Source organism: Pseudomonas sp. LBUM1645 (assembly GCF_059716185.1).
The window spans coordinates 1,893,816-1,914,350 of record NZ_CP166811.1 but is presented as its reverse complement, the minus strand read 5'-3'; the positions used below and the strand labels follow the sequence as shown (position 1 = coordinate 1,914,350).

Annotated in this window: 17 protein-coding genes; 3 read left to right on the top strand and 14 right to left on the bottom strand. The window is 61.3% G+C overall.

The genetic code is table 11. The features are described from left to right. Position 1: 1 nt before the first annotated feature. Positions 2-1,432 (bottom strand): quinohemoprotein amine dehydrogenase maturation protein, encoded by a 1,431-nt coding sequence (gene peaB, locus ACA079_RS08495; protein WP_008145337.1) that lies wholly within the window; start codon positions 1,430-1,432, stop codon positions 2-4. A 95-nt stretch (positions 1,433-1,527) separates the two neighbouring features. Then, positions 1,528-3,108 (bottom strand): quinohemoprotein amine dehydrogenase subunit alpha, encoded by a 1,581-nt coding sequence (peaA, locus tag ACA079_RS08490; RefSeq protein WP_497703184.1) that lies wholly within the window; start codon positions 3,106-3,108, stop codon positions 1,528-1,530. A 341-nt stretch (positions 3,109-3,449) separates the two neighbouring features. Between peaA and ACA079_RS08485 the strand changes: the two genes are divergently transcribed. Continuing rightward, positions 3,450-3,806, top strand: a complete 357-nt coding sequence (locus ACA079_RS08485; protein WP_497703183.1) for a hypothetical protein — start codon at positions 3,450-3,452, stop codon at positions 3,804-3,806. A 48-nt stretch (positions 3,807-3,854) separates the two neighbouring features. On the opposite strand, the gene ACA079_RS08480 is transcribed toward ACA079_RS08485, so the two are convergent. Continuing rightward, the gene (locus ACA079_RS08480; RefSeq protein ID WP_134423379.1) at positions 3,855-4,109 is read right to left on the bottom strand and encodes a DUF1652 domain-containing protein; all 255 of its coding nucleotides are present in this window, start codon (positions 4,107-4,109) and stop codon (positions 3,855-3,857) included. Positions 4,110-4,383: 274 nt separating this feature from the next. Between ACA079_RS08480 and ACA079_RS08475 the strand changes: the two genes are divergently transcribed. Continuing rightward, entirely contained in the window at positions 4,384-5,874 is a 1,491-nt protein-coding gene (locus ACA079_RS08475) for an aldehyde dehydrogenase family protein (RefSeq protein WP_497703182.1), read from the top strand. Between the two features lie 140 nt (positions 5,875-6,014). Here ACA079_RS08475 and qhpG read toward each other — a convergent pair whose 3' ends face one another. The 7 genes from qhpG to ACA079_RS08440 all read right to left on the bottom strand — a co-directional run bounded on the left by qhpG (position 6,015) and on the right by ACA079_RS08440 (position 15,580). Beyond that, positions 6,015-7,304 (bottom strand): flavin-dependent monooxygenase QhpG, encoded by a 1,290-nt coding sequence (gene qhpG / locus ACA079_RS08470; RefSeq protein WP_497703181.1) that lies wholly within the window; start codon positions 7,302-7,304, stop codon positions 6,015-6,017. After that, positions 7,301-7,978 carry a subtilisin-like serine protease QhpE gene (qhpE, locus tag ACA079_RS08465; RefSeq protein WP_497703180.1) on the bottom strand — a complete coding sequence of 226 codons (678 nt, stop codon included), beginning with the start codon at positions 7,976-7,978 and terminating at the stop codon, positions 7,301-7,303. The genes qhpG and qhpE overlap by 4 nt, the downstream gene beginning before the upstream one ends. After that, the gene (locus tag ACA079_RS08460) at positions 7,968-9,686 is read right to left on the bottom strand and encodes an ABC transporter ATP-binding protein (protein WP_497703179.1); all 1,719 of its coding nucleotides are present in this window, start codon (positions 9,684-9,686) and stop codon (positions 7,968-7,970) included. The genes qhpE and ACA079_RS08460 overlap by 11 nt, the downstream gene beginning before the upstream one ends. Beyond that, positions 9,686-11,590 (bottom strand): sigma-54-dependent Fis family transcriptional regulator, encoded by a 1,905-nt coding sequence (locus ACA079_RS08455; protein ID WP_497703178.1) that lies wholly within the window; start codon positions 11,588-11,590, stop codon positions 9,686-9,688. The genes ACA079_RS08460 and ACA079_RS08455 overlap by 1 nt, the downstream gene beginning before the upstream one ends. Before the next feature lie 248 nt (positions 11,591-11,838). Next, positions 11,839-12,864 (bottom strand): histone deacetylase family protein, encoded by a 1,026-nt coding sequence (locus tag ACA079_RS08450; RefSeq protein WP_497703177.1) that lies wholly within the window; start codon positions 12,862-12,864, stop codon positions 11,839-11,841. Between the two features lie 151 nt (positions 12,865-13,015). Further along, a complete protein-coding gene (locus ACA079_RS08445) occupies positions 13,016-14,245 on the bottom strand; it encodes a Zn-dependent hydrolase (protein WP_497703176.1) in 1,230 nt (409 codons plus the stop codon). A 24-nt stretch (positions 14,246-14,269) separates the two neighbouring features. Continuing rightward, positions 14,270-15,580, bottom strand: coding sequence for an MFS transporter (locus tag ACA079_RS08440; protein ID WP_497703175.1), 1,311 nt, complete (start codon positions 15,578-15,580; stop codon positions 14,270-14,272). 161 nt (positions 15,581-15,741) lie between these two features. Between ACA079_RS08440 and ACA079_RS08435 the strand changes: the two genes are divergently transcribed. Beyond that, positions 15,742-16,674, top strand: coding sequence for a LysR family transcriptional regulator (locus tag ACA079_RS08435; protein ID WP_033061190.1), 933 nt, complete (start codon positions 15,742-15,744; stop codon positions 16,672-16,674). Positions 16,675-16,683: 9 nt separating this feature from the next. Here the strand turns inward: ACA079_RS08435 and ACA079_RS08430 are convergent, their stop codons facing one another. Genes ACA079_RS08430 through ACA079_RS08415 form a run of 4 tightly spaced genes read right to left on the bottom strand, consistent with a single transcriptional unit; the run spans position 16,684 to position 20,446 of the window. Then, a complete protein-coding gene (locus tag ACA079_RS08430; RefSeq protein ID WP_497703174.1) occupies positions 16,684-17,994 on the bottom strand; it encodes an OprD family porin in 1,311 nt (436 codons plus the stop codon). A 48-nt stretch (positions 17,995-18,042) separates the two neighbouring features. Next, positions 18,043-18,663: an RraA family protein gene (locus ACA079_RS08425; protein ID WP_497703173.1), complete on the bottom strand. Its 621-nt coding sequence runs from the start codon at positions 18,661-18,663 to the stop codon at positions 18,043-18,045. Further along, entirely contained in the window at positions 18,656-19,048 is a 393-nt protein-coding gene (locus ACA079_RS08420) for a RidA family protein (RefSeq protein WP_497703172.1), read from the bottom strand. The genes ACA079_RS08425 and ACA079_RS08420 overlap by 8 nt, the downstream gene beginning before the upstream one ends. Positions 19,049-19,066: 18 nt before the next feature. Then, positions 19,067-20,446, bottom strand: coding sequence for an MFS transporter (locus ACA079_RS08415; protein WP_415767982.1), 1,380 nt, complete (start codon positions 20,444-20,446; stop codon positions 19,067-19,069). Between the last annotated feature and the right edge of the window lie 89 nt (positions 20,447-20,535).

Sequence of the window (20,535 nt, the reverse complement as noted above, 5' to 3'; positions counted from 1 at the left end):
ATCAGTGAGCCTTGCGCGGAGTGATGTAGCTGCTGATAAACGCAGGGTTGTGGGCCATGATCCGGGTGTAGACCTCGATGCCGAAGTCGACCCAGTCACGCATCAGTTCGCAGTAGTGATAGGTCGGGTGGGTCGGGTCGCCGTAACGGGCGTAGCTCTCGTGGTAGCAGCCGCCGGAGCAGAGATTGCGGATCTGACAGTCCTCGCAACCGGTGTTGGTACGGTCCAGGCGCTGGGACAGGAAGTCGTTCAACTCCACCTGCTTCACACCGCTGTGGACATTGCCGAAGGTCGGCAACGATGAGCCGGTAAAACGGTGGCACAGGTTCAATTCGCCCTTGTGATCCACCGCCAGCATTTTCAGGCCCGCGCCGCATGGCAGGGCTTTTTTGTGGCCTTCGTGGATGTCGGTGATCAACTGGTGCAGGTTGGAGAAACCGATGTTGCGATGCTCCAGCGCCGCTTCCAGATAACGCCGGCCGAGTTTCTTCATGTTGGCGAAGACTTCGATCAGCTCGTCGCTGGACAGGTTGAAGGTGCTGATGTCGCCGGAGGTCACCGGAGCAAACCCGACCTCGGCAAAACCCAGTTCGTTGAACAGGTGATCCCAGATGGTTTCGACGTCGGTGACGCCGGTGGTCAGGGTGACACGGGCACCGACCGGACGACTGTTGTAACGCGACAGCAGCATCTCGGCCTTGCGCCGCACCACGTCGTACGTGCCCTGCCCACCCACGGTGATGCGGTTGCGGTCGTGCACGGTTTTCGGTCCGTCGATACTGACTGACAGGCCGAAACGGTGGGCGTTGAGGTAGTCCACGGTTTCTTCGGTGAGCAGCGTCGCATTGGTGGTCATGACGAACTCGACGAACTTGCCCGCCTCGCGGAAACGCTTCTCGCAATAGTCGACCATGTACTCGATCAGCTTGCGATTGCTCAGCGGCTCACCACCGAAAAACACCACGGTGAAACGCTCTTCGTCCGGCGATTCACGCAGCAGCATTTCCACCGAGGCGACCGCCGTTTCGACGTCCATTTTCTTGCCGGCCGACGGCTTGTCCAGGTCTTCCTTGTAGCAGTAGGTGCAGCTCAGATTGCAGCCGGTGTTGACGTTGAGCACCACGGTGTTGATCGCCGTGCGCTCGACCCGTTTGGTGCCGATGTCCGGGGTCAGCGGCGAGCCGTCGCTGACCAGCTCCAGAGACATCAACTCACGCAAGGTCTCGGTGATTTCCTCACCGTTGAAACGTGACGCCAAGCGCTGGATCAAGTCCTCCGACGAACAGCCGGGACCGCGCAAGGTATCGATGATGGTGCCCGTCAGCTCATCGCTGGCGAACAGCGAACTGCTAGGGATGTGAAACAGCATGCGGTCGGCATCGACGTGCACTTCGTGCAGGTTCCGCTCAACCAGATTCAAAATAGCGCCCATTGCAACCTCCTGTGCAAACCCCGTTCTACGGGGCTCACGGTCATTCCAAAAAAATGTCTGAAGCCGTTGAAGTCAGCCAGCTCACGTTTTCAACATCATGGAATGGGTGGATTGTTCCAGCGTTGCACGGTGACGATCATGTGGCCTTCGCCGGTCAGGGATTTCCCTGCATCGTCGACGGCGGCGATCACCTTGAGGTTGCCGGCATTGTTGGTAGACATTTTGCGCTGCGGGTTAGGCCCGGCATCGCCCGGTGTGAACACGCCGCTGTCAGCCTGCATGGTGCCGGCGAACTTGACGTCCTCGTCTTCCTTGGCGCGGTCGTCGAAAGCTTCGACCGACCACTGCGCCGGGAACACGCCGATACGATACGGCTTGCCATCAACGCCCTTGCCCCAGGCTTCGGCATCAAAACGGCCCTGGACTTTCGGGGTCGAACCACCGCCCTCGCCGATCCGCGCCACCGAGAACTCGGGCACGACTTTGACTTCGGCGATCTTGCTGTAGACCGACAGGGTCGGGCCTTTCAGCGTGCCTACGGTGACGTTGCGCAGACCCGGTTGAGCATTGGCGGCGGCCTTGAGTTTGACCTTGATCCGACCCGGGCTCTGCTCGATGACTTCGACCACTTCCACACCTTTGCCGAAGTTCGGTTTGCCGGTGAGACCGCTGCCGACAAGGGTGACTTCAGTTTCAGCGCCAGCCTTCAGATAACCCGGCTGCACCGCCAGCAAACGGCTGCTGCCCTGCTTGGCGGCGACGAAGTCCAGACCTCGCTCATCATGCTCGGCCTCGAACATCCGGCCCTGCATTGCGTTGCCTTGGGCGGCGAACACTTGGCGCATGGTCACGCCGTCGATGGTCACGTTGCCGCGCCATTCGTAACCGGTGTAGAGAATCGCACTGCCATCACCGTTGAACGGGCTGCCGTCGGCGTATTGGCCTTTGACGCTGACCTTGAACGTGTCGCTGCCATCGGCCGTGACGCTCATCACACCGGCCAATTCACCCTTACCCGGCAAATGGCCGCTGAAGCTCCAGTCGCCCACCAGCACTTCGGCTTTTGGCGCGGTGCTCAGCCATTTTTTCCAGGCCGGGTTGTCCAGCGGATAACGCTTGGCCAACAGCGGCACCATGTCTTTTCGAGCAAGGTCGAACCAGTCGCGGTCGCGAGACAGCGCCTGGTATTCCAGGGACGGCCATTGGCCGAGGTGGAAGTTCACCAGACGCTCCCATTCCTGGGCCGGACGCCGTTGCAGGGCGACCCGCGCACCGGAGTGGCAGCGGCCGCACATCTGGCTGGTCTGGTCGTCGAACTTCTCGGCAGTATTGAGTCGACGCTCCAGCGCATAACGCACGCCATCGGTCTCGCTTGGGGCCAGGCCTTGGGTGTCGGCCAGGTATTTGACCAGGGTTCGGCGGTCGTCATCGCTGATCTGCAAACCGTGCATGGTTTGCATGCGGGCGATGCTCATCAGCCAGCCTTCAGGGGTTTTACGCTGGTGGCTGATGCGGCTCAGGGCGTTATCGGCTTCGGGGGTATGACAGCCCTGACAGGTTTCCTTGAGGATGGTCTGAGCGTCACGGGCTGCCAGGCTGTAAGGCGAATGCAGCGCCACACAAGCGGCCACGGCCAGCAGACTGGCACTCAGGCCTGATCGGAGTTTTCTCTTCATCAACGTCGAACCTCACGGTGCTTTCTTATTTTTGTGGCTTATCGTTTTTATGGTTTCTGCCGTCGGCGGCGCACCGCTGACGGAGGCAGGAGAAACGTCTGCAATGAGCAATACACGGAGCGTGCCAGCTTGCCGATTACCTTTTAAATCAAGACGTTGTGTGAAGATGAATGCTTTTCGCTATCGCTGAACGAGATCGCCAGCGTCTAATATCGCGACAGTTGTTGCAGTCTGAGACAGCATAGATGGCCAGACCGGAACAGTTCATCGGCCGACGATTGACGACGCCCCCCTGCAAGCGCGAAATGGTCGTTCACCGATTGCCACCAGGGGATAGAAAAATGGCAAGCATCACTGTCCTGGCGGGGGACTTTCTGCAGGGTGATGGAGAGTACAGAGACGGCGTTTTCACCCTCAGAACGTCGCTTCACCCATGGCCCGGCATCACCCTCCCGCTCTCATCGTTCAAGTCTGTGGAAGTGGCCAACGAGGATTCGATCAACAACATCAAGGATGCCATCGGCTTTGGCGTGGCCGGGGCCATGCTGTTGGGGCCCATCGGCGCAATCGCCGGGTTCATGCTGGCTGGCAAGGAAACCGAAGTGACCTTTCTGGCGACACTCAAGGACGACAGAAAGCTGTTGGCTGCCGTGGATGGCAACACGTTCGAAGAAATTTCCCGTAAGTTTGCAGCCTGAATAATCGACGCGGGCCGCACCGTTTTCCACGGTGCGGCGTGCGCCGGTTCAGATGTCGTAGGTGGGGTGAACGCTTTTGTGTACGTCGATCTCGTGCTGCATGTCCGCCACCAGCGACGCGATCGCATGGGGACTGTCCAGTGTCCACAGGGGAACGTGGGTGGCCACTATATCCACTTTGCCGGTCATGCAGTCGCAGACCCGAATCGTCAGGGACTGGTCCGCCGCCATGGTGCAGGTGCACACGGAGGGCAGAAAACTGTGCTCAATGATGTTTTGAATTTCCAGGGTTGAAAGGAACATCGTTACCTCCCTCACGCCAGATATATTGCCGGATGAACGGTCCGTCATTTCACCCACCGATCCTGAAAATTCTAATCCTCATTAGTGGAGGTCTCAAGGTCGCCACCCGGTTGCTCGTCGTCTCATAGTTGTCGCAATTTGCAACAACCTCACAGCGCCCGCTATTCCCTTGAACGCCCCAAAACCCCGCCAGCCAAGGCCGGCTCTGCCTTTGCGGGCACTTGGCACAGCCATTGCGAAAGCCTCGTTCTCACGAACAACAAGAGGTCTCGCCATGCCCCTCCCTTATTTGCTTCCCGCCACTTCGGCGTTCATCCAGCGCGCCCCACGCATGCTCATCGGCGGCGACTGGGTCGAGGCCGCCGACGGCCAGACCATGCCCCTGCACAACCCGGCCACCGGCGAAGTGCTGTGCGTCGTGCCACGGGCCACGCCTGAGGATGTCGACCGCGCCGTGCTCGCCGCCCGTCAGGCCTTTGATGATTCGGCCTGGACCCGCACCCGGCCTCGGGAGCGGCAGAACCTGCTGTGGAAACTCGCCGATCTGATGGAGCGCGACGCCGAACTGCTGGCGCAACTGGAATGCCTGAACAACGGCAAAAGCGCGGCGGTGGCCCAGGTGATGGACGTGCAACTGTCCATCGACTTCCTGCGCTACATGGCCGGTTGGGCGACCAAGATCGAAGGCTCCAGCGTTGAAGTGTCGTTGCCGTTGATGCCCAACGATCAATTCCACAGTTTCATCCGCCGCGAAGCGGTGGGCGTGGTCGGCGCCATCGTCGCCTGGAACTTCCCGCTGCTGCTGGCCTGCTGGAAACTCGGCCCGGCCCTGGCCACCGGTTGCACCGTGGTGCTCAAACCCGCCGACGAAACCCCGCTGACCGCGCTGAAACTAGCCGAGTTGGTGCTGGAGGCCGGTTACCCCGAAGGCGTATTCAACGTGGTCACGGGCACCGGCATCACCGCAGGTTCCGCCCTGACCCACAATCCGCTGGTGGACAAGCTGACATTCACCGGCTCCACCGCCGTGGGCAAGCAGATCGGCAAGATCGCCATGGATTCCATGACCCGGGTGACCCTGGAACTGGGCGGCAAATCGCCAACCATCGTCATGGCCGACGCCGACCTGAAGACCGCCGCAGCCGGTGCCGCCGGCGCGATTTTCTTCAACCAGGGCCAGGTGTGCTGCGCAGGTTCCCGGCTGTATGTGCAGCGTAAGCATTTCGACAATGTGGTGGCGGACATCGCCGACATCGCCAACGCAATGAAGCTCGGTAACGGCATGGATCCGAGTGTCGACATGGGCCCGCTGATCTCGGCGCGTCAGCAGGAGCGGGTTTACGGGTACATCGAAAAGGGACGGGAAAGTGGTGCGACGATCGCCTGTGGCGGTGAGCAGTTCGGGCCGGGGTTCTTCGTCAAACCGACGGTAATTGTGGACGTCGATCAGAAGCACTCACTGGTGCAGGAGGAGATCTTCGGGCCGGTGCTGGTGGCGATTCCGTTCGATGATGAAGCCGATGCGTTGCGCATGGCCAATGACAGTCCGTATGGGCTTGGGGCGAGCATCTGGTCGAACGATCTGGCGGCGGTGCACCGGATGATTCCGCGGATCAAGTCGGGGTCGGTGTGGGTCAACTGCCACAGTGCCCTGGACCCGGCGTTGCCGTTTGGTGGGTACAAGATGTCAGGGGTTGGGCGGGAGATGGGGTATGCGGCGATTGAGCATTACACCGAGTTGAAGTCGGTGTTGATTAAGTTGTGATCTGCGGCGCCCTCACGGGCGCCATCGCGAGCAAGCTCGCTCCCACAGGGTTTTGTGGTGAAGCTGCAATATCTGGCATCACACAAATCACTGTGGGAGCGAGCTTGCTCGCGATAGGGCCAGCCCGGACAACATGAATCTCAGGGTTTGAACCCCTGAGCTAACAACCAACTGCGAACCACCCTTCCCTGCTCCCCCGTCAACCCCGCCAACGCCTGCTCGGCCGGTTCGGTCCGCAACCGCCGCACCAACGGCGCCAACTCAACCCCTTGCACATGCCAGATCCCCAGCGGCTGATCCGCCGTTATCACCACCTCAGCCTCATCCACAAAACCGTCTTTCAACACCGGCGCGCACTCAATCCTCAACGAGGAAAAATCCGCCTCGGCATGCGCCACCTCAGCATCCGGCCACTGCCGCCGCGCCTGCCAGAATGGCTGCTGCAACCAACGCTGCTCATCGGCATAAAAATCCCGCCCGATCCGCGCAAAACGCAAAAACAACTGCTCCACCCGTTGCTGATGAAAGCGCTGAGCCAGCGCCGCTCGCTCGGGTTTACGCAACAACGTGTTGATCACCGTCGGCGCCTGTAACGCCGAGGACAATGACTGAAAAATCCCGTTGCCCGACAGCGGATCCACCGCCATCGCCGCATCCCCTACCCGAATCCAGTTATCGCCACACACCTGCGGGCACAAAATCGCGGTACTGCTGCGTGCATGCAGTTGCAGGTCAGTTTCCGGCCCTGCACCGAAAAACGCCCGCGCCAACGCCGAACCCTGACGTCGCTCCCGACAGTAATCGAGCAACTGCGCCTTGCCCGGCAATTCAGCACTGGCCACGTCCACGGTCCATTGCCAGTAACACTGACCGTCGGCTCGCCGGGCCATCCAGGCCCAGCCGTCCTCAAGACTTTCCACCGCGCTGGCGGTGCTGCCCGGCGCGCCTTGCCAGCGATTGAGCAGGCTGACCGTCTCCGGCCCGCGCTGGCCTTTGCCGAGCGAAGGTGCCTGACGCCCACGCGCCTCAACCAGAAAATCCGTCAGCAGCGCCTCGCGCCCTTCGACCTCGATCCGATGCCCCGAAGCCGATGACTGCACCGTCAGCACGCGGCCTTCGATCAGCTCAACGCCAGCCAGGCGCAGGTCCTCGCGCAAGCCTCGATCAAAGCTCGGGCGATCCAGTAAAAATTCGATGTTTTGCGCATGCTGCTGGCCGTTCCATGACACCTGTCTTTGGGACGGCAGCGCTGCATCCGCCAGCGCCTGATGTAGCCCCGCGCCACGCAAAGCCTCCAGCACCCGAATGGAGACGCCTTCCAGCGCCGCAAACCGCCGCCATTCGCTGACCAGCGTCACGGGATAACCGAGCCGACGCAAACCCAAGGCAACCGCCGCTCCCGCTGGCCCTGCGCCAAGAATCAAAATCATGGCCCGAAGCGCCGTTCAGGGCCGCGATAACGGGCATTCTCCCGCAGCCATTCGATGACCTGTTCGTTGCTCGCCTCGGGATGTGCCACCAGGAAACCCGCAATGTGCCCGCTCAACGCCGCACAGCCGAGGCTGGCGCCAGACTGCCCCGGATAGGTGCCATGCACACACGCGGCGAAATCCGCTTGAGCGCTGTTGAGCCACGACCATTCCTGTTCGGCGCAACGCGCATCGCCGGTGACTCGCAGCACCTGTGGATAATTCGCCGGAAACACGCCCTCGCCCTGCGCCGGGCTGGACGCACAGAGCAAAACACCTCGCGCTACCGCCGCGGCACAGGCTTCACGCAACAGGCTACGATCCTGACGCAGACCGAGGCTCAAATTGATCAGCCGAACGTCCTGCGCCACCAGCCAATCAATTGCCGTGGCGATCTGCAACGCGCTGGTGACTCCACGCTGGTCGAACACCTGTGCCACGCAAAATACCGCCGAAGGCGCCCGTCGACCGATGGCCTCGATCACCGCGCTGCCGTGACCCAGCGGATCGTCGCGCAAGTCGCTTTCGGCCAGGCCATCCGCCAGCAACGAGAAGCGCCGCCCGGCGATCACCTGCACCCGCTGCGCCGCCGAGTGACCGCTGTCCACCACGCCAATCCGCAGCTCAGGCTTCATGCAACACCGTTTTTGAAGTGAGTACGCCGTCGAGCAATTCAAAGCGCAAATCGGCATCAGCCAAGGTTGAAGGACGGTGACTAATCAGAATTCGCGTACGCCCGGCAAACAGACGATCAATGGCTTCGATGACTTCGCGCTCGGTGGCTTCATCCACCGCCGAGGTCGCTTCGTCCAGCACCAGAATCAATGGATCCTGCAACAGCGCCCGAGCGATGGCGATGCGCTGTTTCTGCCCGCCGGACAACTGCTGACCACGCTCGCCCAACGGGCTGTCGAGGCCTTCGGGCAACGACTCGATCAGGCTGTCGAGTTGCGCCAGCCGTGCGACTTCGGCAATCGCTTCACGGCTGGCGTCCGGCACCGCGTAGGCGAGGTTGTCGGCGAGGCTGCCGCGAAACAGCACGATGTCCTGACTGACCACGGCAATCCGCCGACGCAACTGGAACAGGTCCAGTTCGCGCAGATCGACCTCTCCCAGCAACACCCGGCCCGACTGCGGATCGTGGTGCCGTTGCAGCAGGTCGATCAGGGTTGATTTACCGACGCCAGAGCCGCCGCTCAGGGCGACTTTCAAACCGTAGGGAATTCGCGCTTCGATGCCGCGCAAAGTTGTCGGGCGACCGGGATGACTGAAGTGCACATCGTCGAAACGCAGTTCGCCGGAGGTCGGCATCGGCTGCGGCGTGACCGGGGTGAGAACGGTCGGTTCTTCACCGCGCAACTCCATCACGCGACCGAGGCTGACGGTCATTCGTTGGACCGCGACATAGAGCCCGAGCAGGCTCTGTACCGGTCCGACGGCCATGCCCAGATAGGTGGAAAACGCGATCAGCGCGCCCAGTTGCCAGGTCCCCTGCACCACCCAATATCCGCCGATCAGGAACGCACAGGCACGGGACAGAGACGTCAGTGTGCCGGGCACCGCCTGAGTAAAAAACTCGGTGACTTGCAGGCGCAGCAACTGGCTCATGTAGCCTTGACCCAACGTTTCCAGGCGCCGCGATTCGCGCTGTTGCTGGCCGGCAGACTGGATGAACTTCATCACCGGCAAGGTCTCGACCATGAACGAGGACATATCCGCCGAACGCTCGCGCAATTGCCGCACATCGCGCTCGACCTTGCGTCGCATCCAGCGCAGCCAGAGTACGTCGAGGGGAATCAGCACCAGCGCCAGCAACGAGAGTTTCCACGACAGGGTCAGCAACATCGCCACGGCGCAGACCAGACCGATTACGCTCGACACCGCAGAGAACAACGAGTCCACGGCAAAGCGCTGGATCTCAGCAACGTCGCCATCGAGGCGCGACATCAGGTCACCGATGCGCCGCTGTCCGTAAAAACTCGGCGAGAGGGTTTGCAGATGTCGGTAAAGGTCATCGCGCAGGGCAAACAGAATCCGCCCGGACAGCCGCGTGTGCAGGTACCGGTTGATCCCCGACAGCGCAGTGCCCAACAACCCGGCCACGATCATCAGACCGGCGATCAGCACCAGCATCGGAAAGTTTCGCGCCAGCAAGCCATCGTCGATCAGCAGTTTGGTCAGCCAAGGCTGGACCAGCACCAGCAACGAGGCGCAGACCGATAACCCGAGCAACCCGGCAATCGCCAGACGATGCGGCCGCACGAAGCTGTAGAGCCAGTGCAACGCCGCTTGCAGGGCTTCGGGGTTCTGGCTGTCGATCAGCCGAACGATCAAGCGCTGCATCACGAGCGCAACTGTTTGAGCTTGCGATACAAGGTCGCGCGGCTGATGCCCAAGGCGTCGGCGGCGGCCGAGACGTTGCCCTGGTGAGTGTCCAGGGACTGGCGAATCAGCTCCAGTTCGTTTTCGCGAATGCTCCCGGCCTGAGGGCGTTCGGTAGCGGTCAACTCGTCGAGCATGCTGTCGGGCAAGTGGTCGAGGGTGAGTACGGTGTCCCCCGGCTCGCGCATGGCCAGCGCAGTGCGCAGGACCATTTCCAGTTGGCGGATGTTGCCCGGCCAGTGATAGCCGCCGAGCAAGCGGTTCAAATCGTCATGCAGGACCATCGCCGGTGCATCCAGTTTGGCTAGCAGACGAGCGACCAAACCGCTGAAATCCTCACGCTCGCGCAAGGCCGGGAGCATTACGCTGATACCGTTGACCCGATAAAACAGGTCCTCGCGGAAGTGTTTTTCTTCGACCAGTCGCTTGAGGTCGCGGTGCGTGGCGCAGATCAATGCGACGTCGATGTCTTGCTCTTCGCCGGCGCCCAACGGTGCCACTTTGCGGTCCTGCAACACCCGCAACAGACGGGCCTGCAAGGCCAGCGGCATGTCGCCGATTTCATCGAGAAACAAGGTGCCGCCATGGGCCTGTTGCAGACGACCGATCATGCCGCCGCGGCGCGAGCCGGTGAACGCACCTTCGCGGTAGCCGAACAATTCCGACTCGATCAGGCCTTCGGGGATCGCCGCGCAGTTCACCGCGACAAAGGGTTTGTCGCAGCGGGTGCCGGCCATGTGCAGGGCGCGGGCGATGACTTCCTTACCGGTGCCGGTTTCACCCAACAGCAACACCGGCAGCTCATTGGCCAGGCCTTGACGGGCCATGCGCAAGGCTCGGGCATAGCGCACATTGCTGCCGGCCAGAGACTCCAGATCCGGTTGTGCTTTGGCGGTTTTCGCTGTGCTGCGCGGCGGCGTGCTGACGTTGATCGAACGCTGCGGCGCACGCAGGGTTTTGTAGAAAAACTCACCTTTGGCCGTTTGCAAACTGCCGACACCGCCCTGATGCAGACGCGACAGAAGTTGCAGGCCATCGACACCCAGAAACTCTTCGCAGCGTCGACCGACCAGCGCCGAGCGCTCGGCATGCAGCAACTGACAGGCCTGGGCGCTGACCGCGAGAATCTGCCCGCCAAGGCTCACCGCCAACAGGCCTTGCCAAGGGGATTCGAGGTATTGCCGGCGGCTGTGGAAGGCCAGGACGATCTCGTCCGGATAACTGGCGTTGAACACCCGGCTTTCGATCTGGCTGACGGCCATCGCCAGCAACGCGGTGCTGTCGTGAACGCGGCCCAGCGGGCCTTCGCGCGTCAGGTCGAGTACGCCGAGGATGTCGCCTTGGGGGCAATGGATCGGCACCGAGGTGCAGGAGAAATCGGTCAGGCGATCGAGGTAATGTTCGCCGCAATCGATCATCGTTGGCCGGGCTTCCACCAGTGCAGTGCCCAACGCGTTGGTGCCGCGAGCGGCTTCGCTCCAGCAGGCACCGAGGGTGATGTCTTGCAGGCCGCTGCCCTTGAGGCGATCGGCGCGTCCTTCGACAGCGAGGATGGTGGCGTCGGAATTGGCGAGGATGATCAGCCCTTCCTTGCCCTGACGCTCGGCCAGGTAATCGATGGCCGGCAATGCCGCATCGATCAGCAGCCGATTGCTCGCCAACAGCACGTCGAGGCTCGCGCTCGATTCCAGCGCCAGCTCGTGCTTGGCATTGAAATGCACGCCATGGCTCAGGCTGCGCCGCCACGACGCATCGATTTCCGCCCGCAGCACGCCATCCGGGACTTCGCCCTCGAGATGGAGTTTTTCCCGGGCCAACCGGGCTTCGCGGTGCAGTTTCGGAGGAGTTGTTTTTATTAGCGTCATCAAGCGCTCCGGATCGGTCCGCCCTGCGCTTTTTTAAGATCAGCGCCCTGCCGCAATCTTTACGTTAACGTCAGGGCGATGGCAAGTGCCTTACGGCGCTTGTGTTTCATCCGGGGGACCGCGTTATCGTTCATCGCGGGCAAGCCTTGCTCCTACAGGGATCGAGCCGAGCCTGGATTGGCATTCAACCTCGGCCCTTGTAGGAGCATGGCTTGCCCGCGATAGCGATCAACCAGACACCAAAGAACTCAGAGTTGCCACACCTCGGCATTCACAAAAAACGCCCGCGCATTATCCTCCAGACTCTCCAGGTGATACCCGCCCTCCTGCACAATCAGACACGGCAACCCAAGGCTGCGAATCCGCGCCCCAAGTGCCTCAAACCCTTTACGGGTCACCGCCACCTTGCTCTGCGGATCCAGCTCGAAAATATCGAACCCCAGGGACAACACCAACACCTCGGCGCCGAAATCTTTTACCGCCGCCAACGCCACGTCCAATTGACCCAGGAAGTCCGCCTCACTGGCACCATGCGCCATCGGCAAGTTTAGGTTGAACCCCTCGCCCTTCCCGACACCCCGCTCATCAGCAAACCCGGCAACCCCCGGATAGAAGTTGGTCGGATCGCCATGCACCGAGACGTAGAGCACGTCATCACGGTCGTAGAAAATCTCCTGAATCCCCTGACCGTGATGCATGTCGGTGTCGAGCACCGCGACTCGTGCAAATCCGGCACGCAATACCTGAGCCGCCACCGCTGCGTTGTTCACATAACAGAAACCGCCCGCCGCCTCGGCCCGGGCATGGTGTCCCGGTGGACGGCACAAGGCGTAAGCCGCCGGCTCGCCGTCGAGCAACGCCTGAGCCCCGGCGATCGCGCTTTGCGCCGACCAATAGGCCGAACGCCAGGTCTGCTCGCCCACCGGGCAACTGCCGTCCGCCAGATACCGCGCGGCCTGGGCGAGAATCCCGCGCAGGGCATTGGGCTCGCGCACGAAGATGTTCGACATCACCTCGTCGCCCCAATCCTCGGGAATTTCCTTCCAGCGCTGATGCGCTTCCTGCAAGAACGTCAGGTACGGTGCGCCATGGACTGCCAGCAGCGGATCGAGCCCGGCATCGACCGGTTGCTCAACCGTAAAACCCAATGAATGAGACGCTTGCACCAACCTCTGAGCGCGCTCCGGCACTTCCTGCGGCGTGCGCATCTGCCCACGGGAGTAGTAGCTGCGTGGATGGTGAAGCAATTGTTCGGGGTGGAAAAAACTGCGCATGGATTAATACCTGTCAGTTAACTTAAATCTTGAAACCGAGTGCGTTCAACTGTGGGAGCGAGCTTGCTCGCGATGAGGTCAGCACATTCAACATTGATGGCGGCTGATCCACCGCTATCGCGAGCAAGCTCGCTCCCACATGGATTGCGTTTTACTCGACTTTTCCGGCACGGCTCACGACAGCGTTGAGCAAGACATCAGTGCCCTGACGCACGTCTTCGGGCAGCACATCTTCGGCTTCGTTATGGCTCAAGCCGCCCACACAAGGGATGAACACCATGGCCGTCGGGCAGAACCGCGCGAGGTGAATTGCGTCGTGGCCCGCGCCGCTGACAATCGATTGCTGAGCGTAGCCCAGCGCGTCCACCGCCTGCTGCACCGCCGCCACACAATCGGCATCGAACGGTGTTGCCGGGCTGATCCAGTGAGGCGTAATCGTCAGGTTCAAGCCTCGGCTATCGGCAATCGCCTGAAGCCGTTCGCGGACTTGCTGCTCCATGGCCTCAATCGCTTCGTCGCGGTGATGACGCAGGTCGACGGTGAAATTCACCAAGCCCGGAATGGTGTTGCGCGAAGACTTGTTGATGCTCAACTCGCCCACGGTGGTCAGGCCTTCAGGGGCGAAATCGGTGGCCAAACCTTCGATGGCCTGGATCATCCGCGCCACGCCATACAAGGCGTCCTTGCGCAGCGGCATCGGCGTGGTGCCGGCGTGGGCGGCCATGCCTTCGACCCGCACGTCGAGCCAGCGAATCGCCTGGCCGCCGCTGACCACGCCGATGCTTTTGGCGTTGTCTTCGAGGATCGGCCCTTGTTCGATGTGCGCTTCAAAGTACGCATCCACCGCGCCGCCAAACGGGCGCTCGCCGGCGTAACCGGTGCGTTGCAACGCCTCGGCAACGCTGATGCCGTCGATGTCACGCACCGCCAACGCCGCGTCCAGTTGCATGATCCCGGTGAACACCGCCGAGCCGAACATCGCCGGGGTGAAGCGTGCGCCTTCTTCGTTAGTCCAGACCGCCACTTCCAGCGGCTTGCGGGTCTGGATGCCGAGGTCATTCAGGCAACGGACCACTTCCAGGCCGGCGAGTACGCCGTAGACGCCATCGAAACGCCCGCCTTCAGGCTGGGTGTCGAGGTGACTGCCCATCATCACGGGCGCGGCATCGGGGTCGGTGCCGGCGCGGCGGGCGAACAGGTTGCCGATGGCATCCACGCTCAGGGTCATGCCGGCTTCGCGGCACCAGTGGGAAAACAATTCGCGACCGGCCTTGTCTTCATCGCTCAGGGCCAGGCGGCAGCTGCCGCCACGTGCGGTGGCGCCGATTTCGGCCATGTCCATCAGACTCGCCCAGAGGCGTTCACCATTAATCTTCAACATGAGTTACTCCTGGAAATACGTTAATCAAGCGTTGGCCATTTCGAGGCGTTCAGCGCTGGCATGGCGACGGGCAAGGGACAGGACACAGATCAGCGAAGTCGCGGCAATCAGGCTGTAGAACACCGCCATCGGCCACCATTGACCGGCGAACTTATGCGCCAGCAAGGTGCCGATCAGCGGCGTCAGGCCACCGGCTACGGCGCCACAAATCTGATAGGCCAACGAAATCGCGGTGTAGCGCACACGGGTCTCGAACATGCCGCTGACGTAACCGGCGATCACCGCGTAGAACGACGCCATGCACACCACCGCCAGGGCGATGCCGAGGATGATCAGCGGCGCCTGGGCCGAGCTGACCAGCACGAACATCGGGTACGGCGAGGCGATGGCCAGTAACGACACCAGGCACAGGAATCGCGTGGCACCCATTTTCTCGGCGACCCACGCGGCCAGTGGTTGAATGCAGAACTGAATGATCGCCACCACAAACAGGCACTCAAGGATCAGCGAGCGCGGCAGTTCGAGTTGCTGGGTGGTGTAGGCGATCATGAAGGTGTTGGTGAAATACACCCCGGCAATCCCGAGGGTGTTGGCGCCGATGCACAGCAGCAGCGGGCGCCACGCGGTACGCAGGACTTCCATGACCGGTGCCTGCTCCTTGCGTGTGCTTTTGCGCGCCAGTTCGCGGCTGGCGAGAAACTCCGGCGACTCATTCACGCCCAGGCGAATCGCCAGGCCCACCAGCAGCAACAACGAACTGGCGAGGAACGGCAGACGCCAGCCCCAGCTCATCAGGTCTTCTTCCGGCAAACGGGTGACTGCGCTGAAGGCCAGCAACGACAGGATCAAACCGGCCGGGCTGCCCAGCTGCGCAAAGGACGCGAAGAAGTTGCGTCGACCTTTCGGCGCATGCTCCCCGGCCATCAACACCGCCCCGCCCCACTCGCCACCGACGGCGATGCCCTGGACGATGCGCAGCAGAATCAGCAGCACCGGCGCCGCTGCGCCGATTTGTGCGTAGGTCGGCAGCAAACCGATGCAGACCGTGACCACGCCCATCATCAGCAAGGTGATGATCAGCGACTTCTTGCGACCAATGCGGTCGCCGATGTGGCCGAAGATAATCCCGCCCAACGGCCGCGCAAAGAAGCCCACGGCGAAGGTGCCGAAGGCGGCCATGGTGCTGAACAGTTTGTCGTCGGAAGGGAAGAACAGCGCGCCGAATACCAGCGCGGCGGCGGTCGCGTAGATGTAAAAGTCATACCACTCGATCATGGTGCCGATGAATGCGGCAGCCGCAGCACGGCGAGGCTGGGGCGAAGCGTTAGGCTTCATGGTCAGGCTCCTTTGGTTATTTTTTTGGCAGGAGTGAAACGGCTAAATCAAGGCGCTCTGACGGCGCCTGTCTGGAGATGATTTATCGTCTCGGGGCTATGATTAGTCAATTTTCTATTTATTATGCGAACTATTACGCCAGCTTATAATCGAGAGCCACCATGGCCGAACGCGATGTACAACGCCTGCTCAATGACCGTCTGGACTGGAACCTGCTGCGCACGTTTCGGGTGATCGGTCAGGAGCTGAGCATCAGCCGCGCCGCCGCCCGCCTGCACTTGACGCAACCGGCGGTGAGCCAGGCGCTCAAGCGTCTGGAGGAGCAACTGGGCCGACAATTGATCGCCCGTCGCGGACCACGGTTTGCCCTGACCGAAGTCGGCGAGCAGATCTTCGAACTCGCCGGGGAAATTTATGGCCAGATGTCCCAGGTCAGCAGCGTGCTGGAGCAACCGGCCGACGAAGTGATCGGCAAGGTTCGCTTGCTGATCATCAGCCGGATCTTCTCGGAGCGCTTCGATGACTTCCTCGCGGACTTTCATCGCCAGCACCCGCGAGTGGATCTGGAAGTCGACGTGATGCGCAGTTCCGACATCGTCAGCGCCCTCCAGGAAAAAACCGCGACCCTCGGCCTGAGCCTCAATCGCCGCCCGCAACCGCGCCTGGAACAACGGCTGTTCCTGCGTCAGCGCTATGCGTTTTTCTGCGGCAAGCACCATGCACTGTTCGGCCAACAGAACGTCGCCGAAGGGGATTTGCAGCGGGAGAACTTCGTCAGTTTCACCAGCGACCAGATCGGCGGAATGCTCTCGCCGCTGACGATTTTTCGTGATCAGCAAGGCTTCAGCGGACGCATCGTTGCCTCGTCACCGAGCCTGGAAGAAGTCCGGCGACTGGTGATCGCCGGGTACGGGATCGGCTGTTTGCCCGAGCACGTGGTGGCGGCGGACGTCGACGCCGGATTGCTCTGGCGCCTGCCGCCCCACGAAGGGATTGCCGATGTGGACATTCATTTGCTGTGGAACCGCGAGCAGCGCATGAGCCGGGCCGAGACGATTTTTCTCGAGAGCCTGCAACAGTGCTTGCTGGACTGAGTTGCCCGATCAGAACAACGGCAGACTGTAGCTGACCACCAAGCGGTTCTGGTCCGCATCGCGCGATGCTTCACTGCGCGACATACCGTTGCGCCAACCCAGTGCGACGTTTTTCAACGGCCCGCTCTGGATCACGTAGTCGAGGCTCAGGTCCCGCTCCCATTCTTCTTGCTCAGGTCCGGCCACCGTTTTAATGCCGCTGCCTGAAAGGTACATCGCCGAAGCCTTGAGCCCCGGCACGCCAAGGGCGGCGAAATCGTAGCTGTACTGGGCGAAACCGGTACGCTCTCCGGCGCGGGTGAAGTTCTGGATGTAACGGTCGGTCAGCAGGTAGACGCTTGCGCCTCCAGCGCCTTTGTCCGGCAAACCACCCTGGTTGAGCTGCACGAATCCGCTGTCACTGGACACCTGCTGATAACCGGCCATCAGCGCGTGAGCGCCGATGCTCCAGGTGAACGCCAGGCTCCAGGTGTTGTTGTCGATCTTGCCGTCGCCGTTCTGCGTAAAGCCACTGGTGCGGTAGCCGCTGGCCCGACCGCTGGCCGAATCATTGGCACCGTCGGCGGAGGTCTTGAAGTAGCGCAGATCGGTTTTCAGCGCGCCGAAATCCCCCAGTGTCAGGTTGTGAACCAGACCGGCGAAATGCTGTTGGTAATAGTCTTCGAGATTGGCGTAGTAGTACTGCGCCAGAAGCGCATCGGTGACTTTGTAATCGGCACCGGCAAAATTGAACGCGTTGCTTTCCCGGGTGCCGCCGGCCACGGCCAAACCGGTGCTGTCGCTGGAACCGCGACCCGTGGCGTGTTCGAGATGACCACCGGTCAGGGTCAGATGCTCGAAGTCATTGGAGACGATCTGCCCTCCCTCGAACGTTTGCGGCAGCAGCCGTCCGTCATTGGCCTGCAGAATCGGTAACTTCGGTGTCAGGGTGCCGTAACGCATTTCAGTCTGGGCAAAGCGCATCTTCGCCGTCGCACCGAAGCGCGACCATTGCTCGGCTGCGCCGTTGCCATCGTCGGGGATCATCGAACTGCCAACATGGCGACCGTCACCGCTGTCCAGGCGAATACCCAGCAGCCCTAACGCATCGACGCCAAAGCCGACAGTGCCTTCAGTGAATCCGGACTGATAGTTGAGCATGAAACCCTGCGCCCATTCTTCGGTTCTGGAAGGGTTCGCGGCGCCATCGCGATTATCGTTATTGAAGTAATAGTTACGCATCCCGAGGGTGGCTTTACTGTCTTTAATAAAGTCCGCCATGCTCAACGGACTGAATAGCGCACTGCCGATCGCAATAAGTGCCAACGGTTGTTTGTTCATTGATTTTGAAGTTCCTGAGCAGCCAGTTTTCAGGCTGGCTGCCGGTCATTAAGAGAGTTTGATACTCAAGACACTGGACACCGGCTCGCCCGCCATTAACCGGGTCAGCAGTTGCGGTTCTGCCCGGTCCGATGCCAGCGCGCGCTCGATGACGTTTTGCGCGGTGGCCGGATCGAGAAACAGCACGCCGTTGTCGTCCGCCAGCACGAAATCCCCGGGATGCACCGTGACACCGGCACAGTGAATCGGCTGATTGATCTGACTGTCGCCACGGCCATGCAGCTTGGTGGTCAGCAGGCTGGTGCCGCGAGCGAAGACCGGTAGGCCGGTCTCGCGCAGTTCGAGCAAGTCGGTCACCGCGCCGTCCACCACAATGCCCACCGCTCCAGCGCAACGCGCCGCGCAACTGGTGACGGCGCCCACCGGGGCGTGTTGCCAGTCACCGTCGGTGTCGATCACCAGCACATCGCCGGGCTGGATGAGCGCCAGGGCCTGGTTGACCGCGATGGCATCGGCGCCCACCAGTTTCAGGGTCAGCGCCCGGCCGACCAGTTTCACATTGGGCACCATGGCCCGCAGTTGCGAGTCGGCAAAACCCTCCTCGAGAAAATGCCCGAGGGTCGGAAAGCTCACCGCGTTGAGCTGCTCGATCAGCTGCGATTCATTCATGTTCCGCCTCCTTGGCAATCAACTCAGCGACACAGTCGATTTCCAGCGACACGCCCCACAGCGCTACACACACGGTGGTGCGTGCCGGCGGCGCATGGCCGAGAAACTCGCGATACACCGCGTTGAACGGCTCCAATTGCGCGGGATCGGTGAGGTACGCGTTGACCTTGATCACGTGGCTGAAATCGGACCCGGCTTCAATCAGGATCGCCTCCAGATTGCGCAAGGTTTGTCGCACTTGTTCGGTGAAACTGGCGGGCTGGTCATCGAGCCCGCTCTGGGCCGGAATCTGCCCGGCGGTGAACACCAGGTGGCCGCTGACCACCGCTTGGGAGTAAGGGCCGACCGGGCCGATGAAGCCCGGGGCTGACTGAATTCTGCGCATGTTGTTGAGCTCCATTAATCAGGCGGCAGCCGATTTGACAGGTTTGCCGAGGGCTGGCTCGTTGGCCGGCACTGCTGCGGGGACTTCACTGATGTCTCGCTTGAAGGTTTCGGTCAGCAACAACAACGCCACCAGCGAAATCAACGCCGCGCCGATCATGTACCAGGCCACCGAAGAGCCTTTGCCGGTCGCTGCCAGTAATGCGGTGGTGACGATAGGCGTCGCGGCACTGCCGAGCAGGCCGGACAACATGTAGCTGATCGACAACCCGGAATAGCGCACCCGGGTGCCGAACAGTTCGGCAAGGAAGGTCGCGATCGGCCCGTAATTGGCCGCGAAGGCCGTCATCAACAGCAGGTAGCCGAAGATCACACAGGGCAACTCTTTGGTGTCCATCAACCAGAACATCGGGAACGCCACCAACGCTTCGGCCACGATGCCGGCGACGATGATCGGCTTGCGTCCGTAACGGTCCGACAGCGCGCCGAACACCGGCAACATGACGATGCACCAGGCACAGGACAGCAACACCACGCCGAGCATCACGCTGCGGCTGAACCCGAGATTCTGCGTGCCGTATGTCAGACCGAAGGCAACGATGATGTTGAACGACGCCCCGGTCGACATGGTAGCGATCCCGCCCAGCACCACTTGTTTCCAGTACTTGCGGAACACTTCCGCCAGCGGCATTTTCACTTGCACCTCGGCTTCCTTGACCTTGTTGAAGGCCGGGGTTTCAGAGATGTTCAAGCGGATGTACAAGCCCACGGCGATCAGCAGCACGCTGGCCAGGAACGGAATACGCCAGCCCCAGGCCAACAGGTCTTCAGGGGACAGCCACGCGGCAATCAGCAGGAAGGCCAAGTTGGCAATCATGGTCCCGGCCGGAACGCCGATCTGTACCCACGAGCCGTACAAGCCGCGTTTGTTGGCGGGAGCGTGTTCCACCGCCATCAGCACCGCACCGCCCCACTCGCCGCCCAACGCCAGGCCTTGAATCACCCTCAGCAGCAACAACAGGATCGGCGCCCAGATACCAATGGCCGCGTAATTGGGTAATAACCCGATGGCGAAAGTAGCGGCACCCATGGTTAACAGTGAAACCAACAACATCGACTTGCGTCCCAGGCGGTCACCGAAATGACCGAACAGTGCCGCGCCGACAATCCGGGCCAGGTAGGCCGAAGCAAACGTACCGAACGCCAGTAATGTACCGATCAACGGATCGAAATCCGGAAAGAACACTTTGTTGAACACCAGCGCCGAAGCCGTGGCGAAAACAAACAGGTCGTACCATTCCACCGTGGTGCCAATCACACTGGCCACGGCCACTTTCTTCATGCTGACTGCAACTTCCGGAGGTGCGCCGGACTTTTCTACAGGCGATAGATCGCTCATTACTGTCTCCAGGAGTTCATCAAGAACTCGTATTTAATTGTTTTAACTGGCAGTAAAACGTTCGAAGTGAGGGATTGTTGTTATATATC

Bases quoted from the DNA above. Each gene is read 5' to 3' on its own strand.
- ACA079_RS08485 (WP_497703183.1), top strand. From the start codon at position 3,450: ATGGCAAGCATCACTGTCCTGGCGGGGGACTTTCTGCAGGGTGATGGA.
- ACA079_RS08445 (WP_497703176.1), bottom strand. From the start codon at position 14,245: ATGTTGAAGATTAATGGTGAACGCCTCTGGGCGAGTCTGATGGACATG.
- ACA079_RS08435 (WP_033061190.1), top strand. From the start codon at position 15,742: ATGGCCGAACGCGATGTACAACGCCTGCTCAATGACCGTCTGGACTGG.
- peaB (WP_008145337.1), bottom strand. From the start codon at position 1,432: ATGGGCGCTATTTTGAATCTGGTTGAGCGGAACCTGCACGAAGTGCAC.
- ACA079_RS08460 (WP_497703179.1), bottom strand. From the start codon at position 9,686: ATGCAGCGCTTGATCGTTCGGCTGATCGACAGCCAGAACCCCGAAGCC.
- ACA079_RS08430 (WP_497703174.1), bottom strand. From the start codon at position 17,994: ATGAACAAACAACCGTTGGCACTTATTGCGATCGGCAGTGCGCTATTC.
- ACA079_RS08450 (WP_497703177.1), bottom strand. From the start codon at position 12,864: ATGCGCAGTTTTTTCCACCCCGAACAATTGCTTCACCATCCACGCAGC.
- ACA079_RS08480 (WP_134423379.1), bottom strand. From the start codon at position 4,109: ATGTTCCTTTCAACCCTGGAAATTCAAAACATCATTGAGCACAGTTTT.
- peaA (WP_497703184.1), bottom strand. From the start codon at position 3,108: ATGAAGAGAAAACTCCGATCAGGCCTGAGTGCCAGTCTGCTGGCCGTG.
- ACA079_RS08420 (WP_497703172.1), bottom strand. From the start codon at position 19,048: ATGCGCAGAATTCAGTCAGCCCCGGGCTTCATCGGCCCGGTCGGCCCT.
- ACA079_RS08425 (WP_497703173.1), bottom strand. From the start codon at position 18,663: ATGAATGAATCGCAGCTGATCGAGCAGCTCAACGCGGTGAGCTTTCCG.
- qhpG (WP_497703181.1), bottom strand. From the start codon at position 7,304: ATGATTTTGATTCTTGGCGCAGGGCCAGCGGGAGCGGCGGTTGCCTTG.
- ACA079_RS08415 (WP_415767982.1), bottom strand. From the start codon at position 20,446: ATGAGCGATCTATCGCCTGTAGAAAAGTCCGGCGCACCTCCGGAAGTT.
- ACA079_RS08475 (WP_497703182.1), top strand. From the start codon at position 4,384: ATGCCCCTCCCTTATTTGCTTCCCGCCACTTCGGCGTTCATCCAGCGC.
- qhpE (WP_497703180.1), bottom strand. From the start codon at position 7,978: ATGAAGCCTGAGCTGCGGATTGGCGTGGTGGACAGCGGTCACTCGGCG.
- ACA079_RS08440 (WP_497703175.1), bottom strand. From the start codon at position 15,580: ATGAAGCCTAACGCTTCGCCCCAGCCTCGCCGTGCTGCGGCTGCCGCA.
- ACA079_RS08455 (WP_497703178.1), bottom strand. From the start codon at position 11,590: ATGACGCTAATAAAAACAACTCCTCCGAAACTGCACCGCGAAGCCCGG.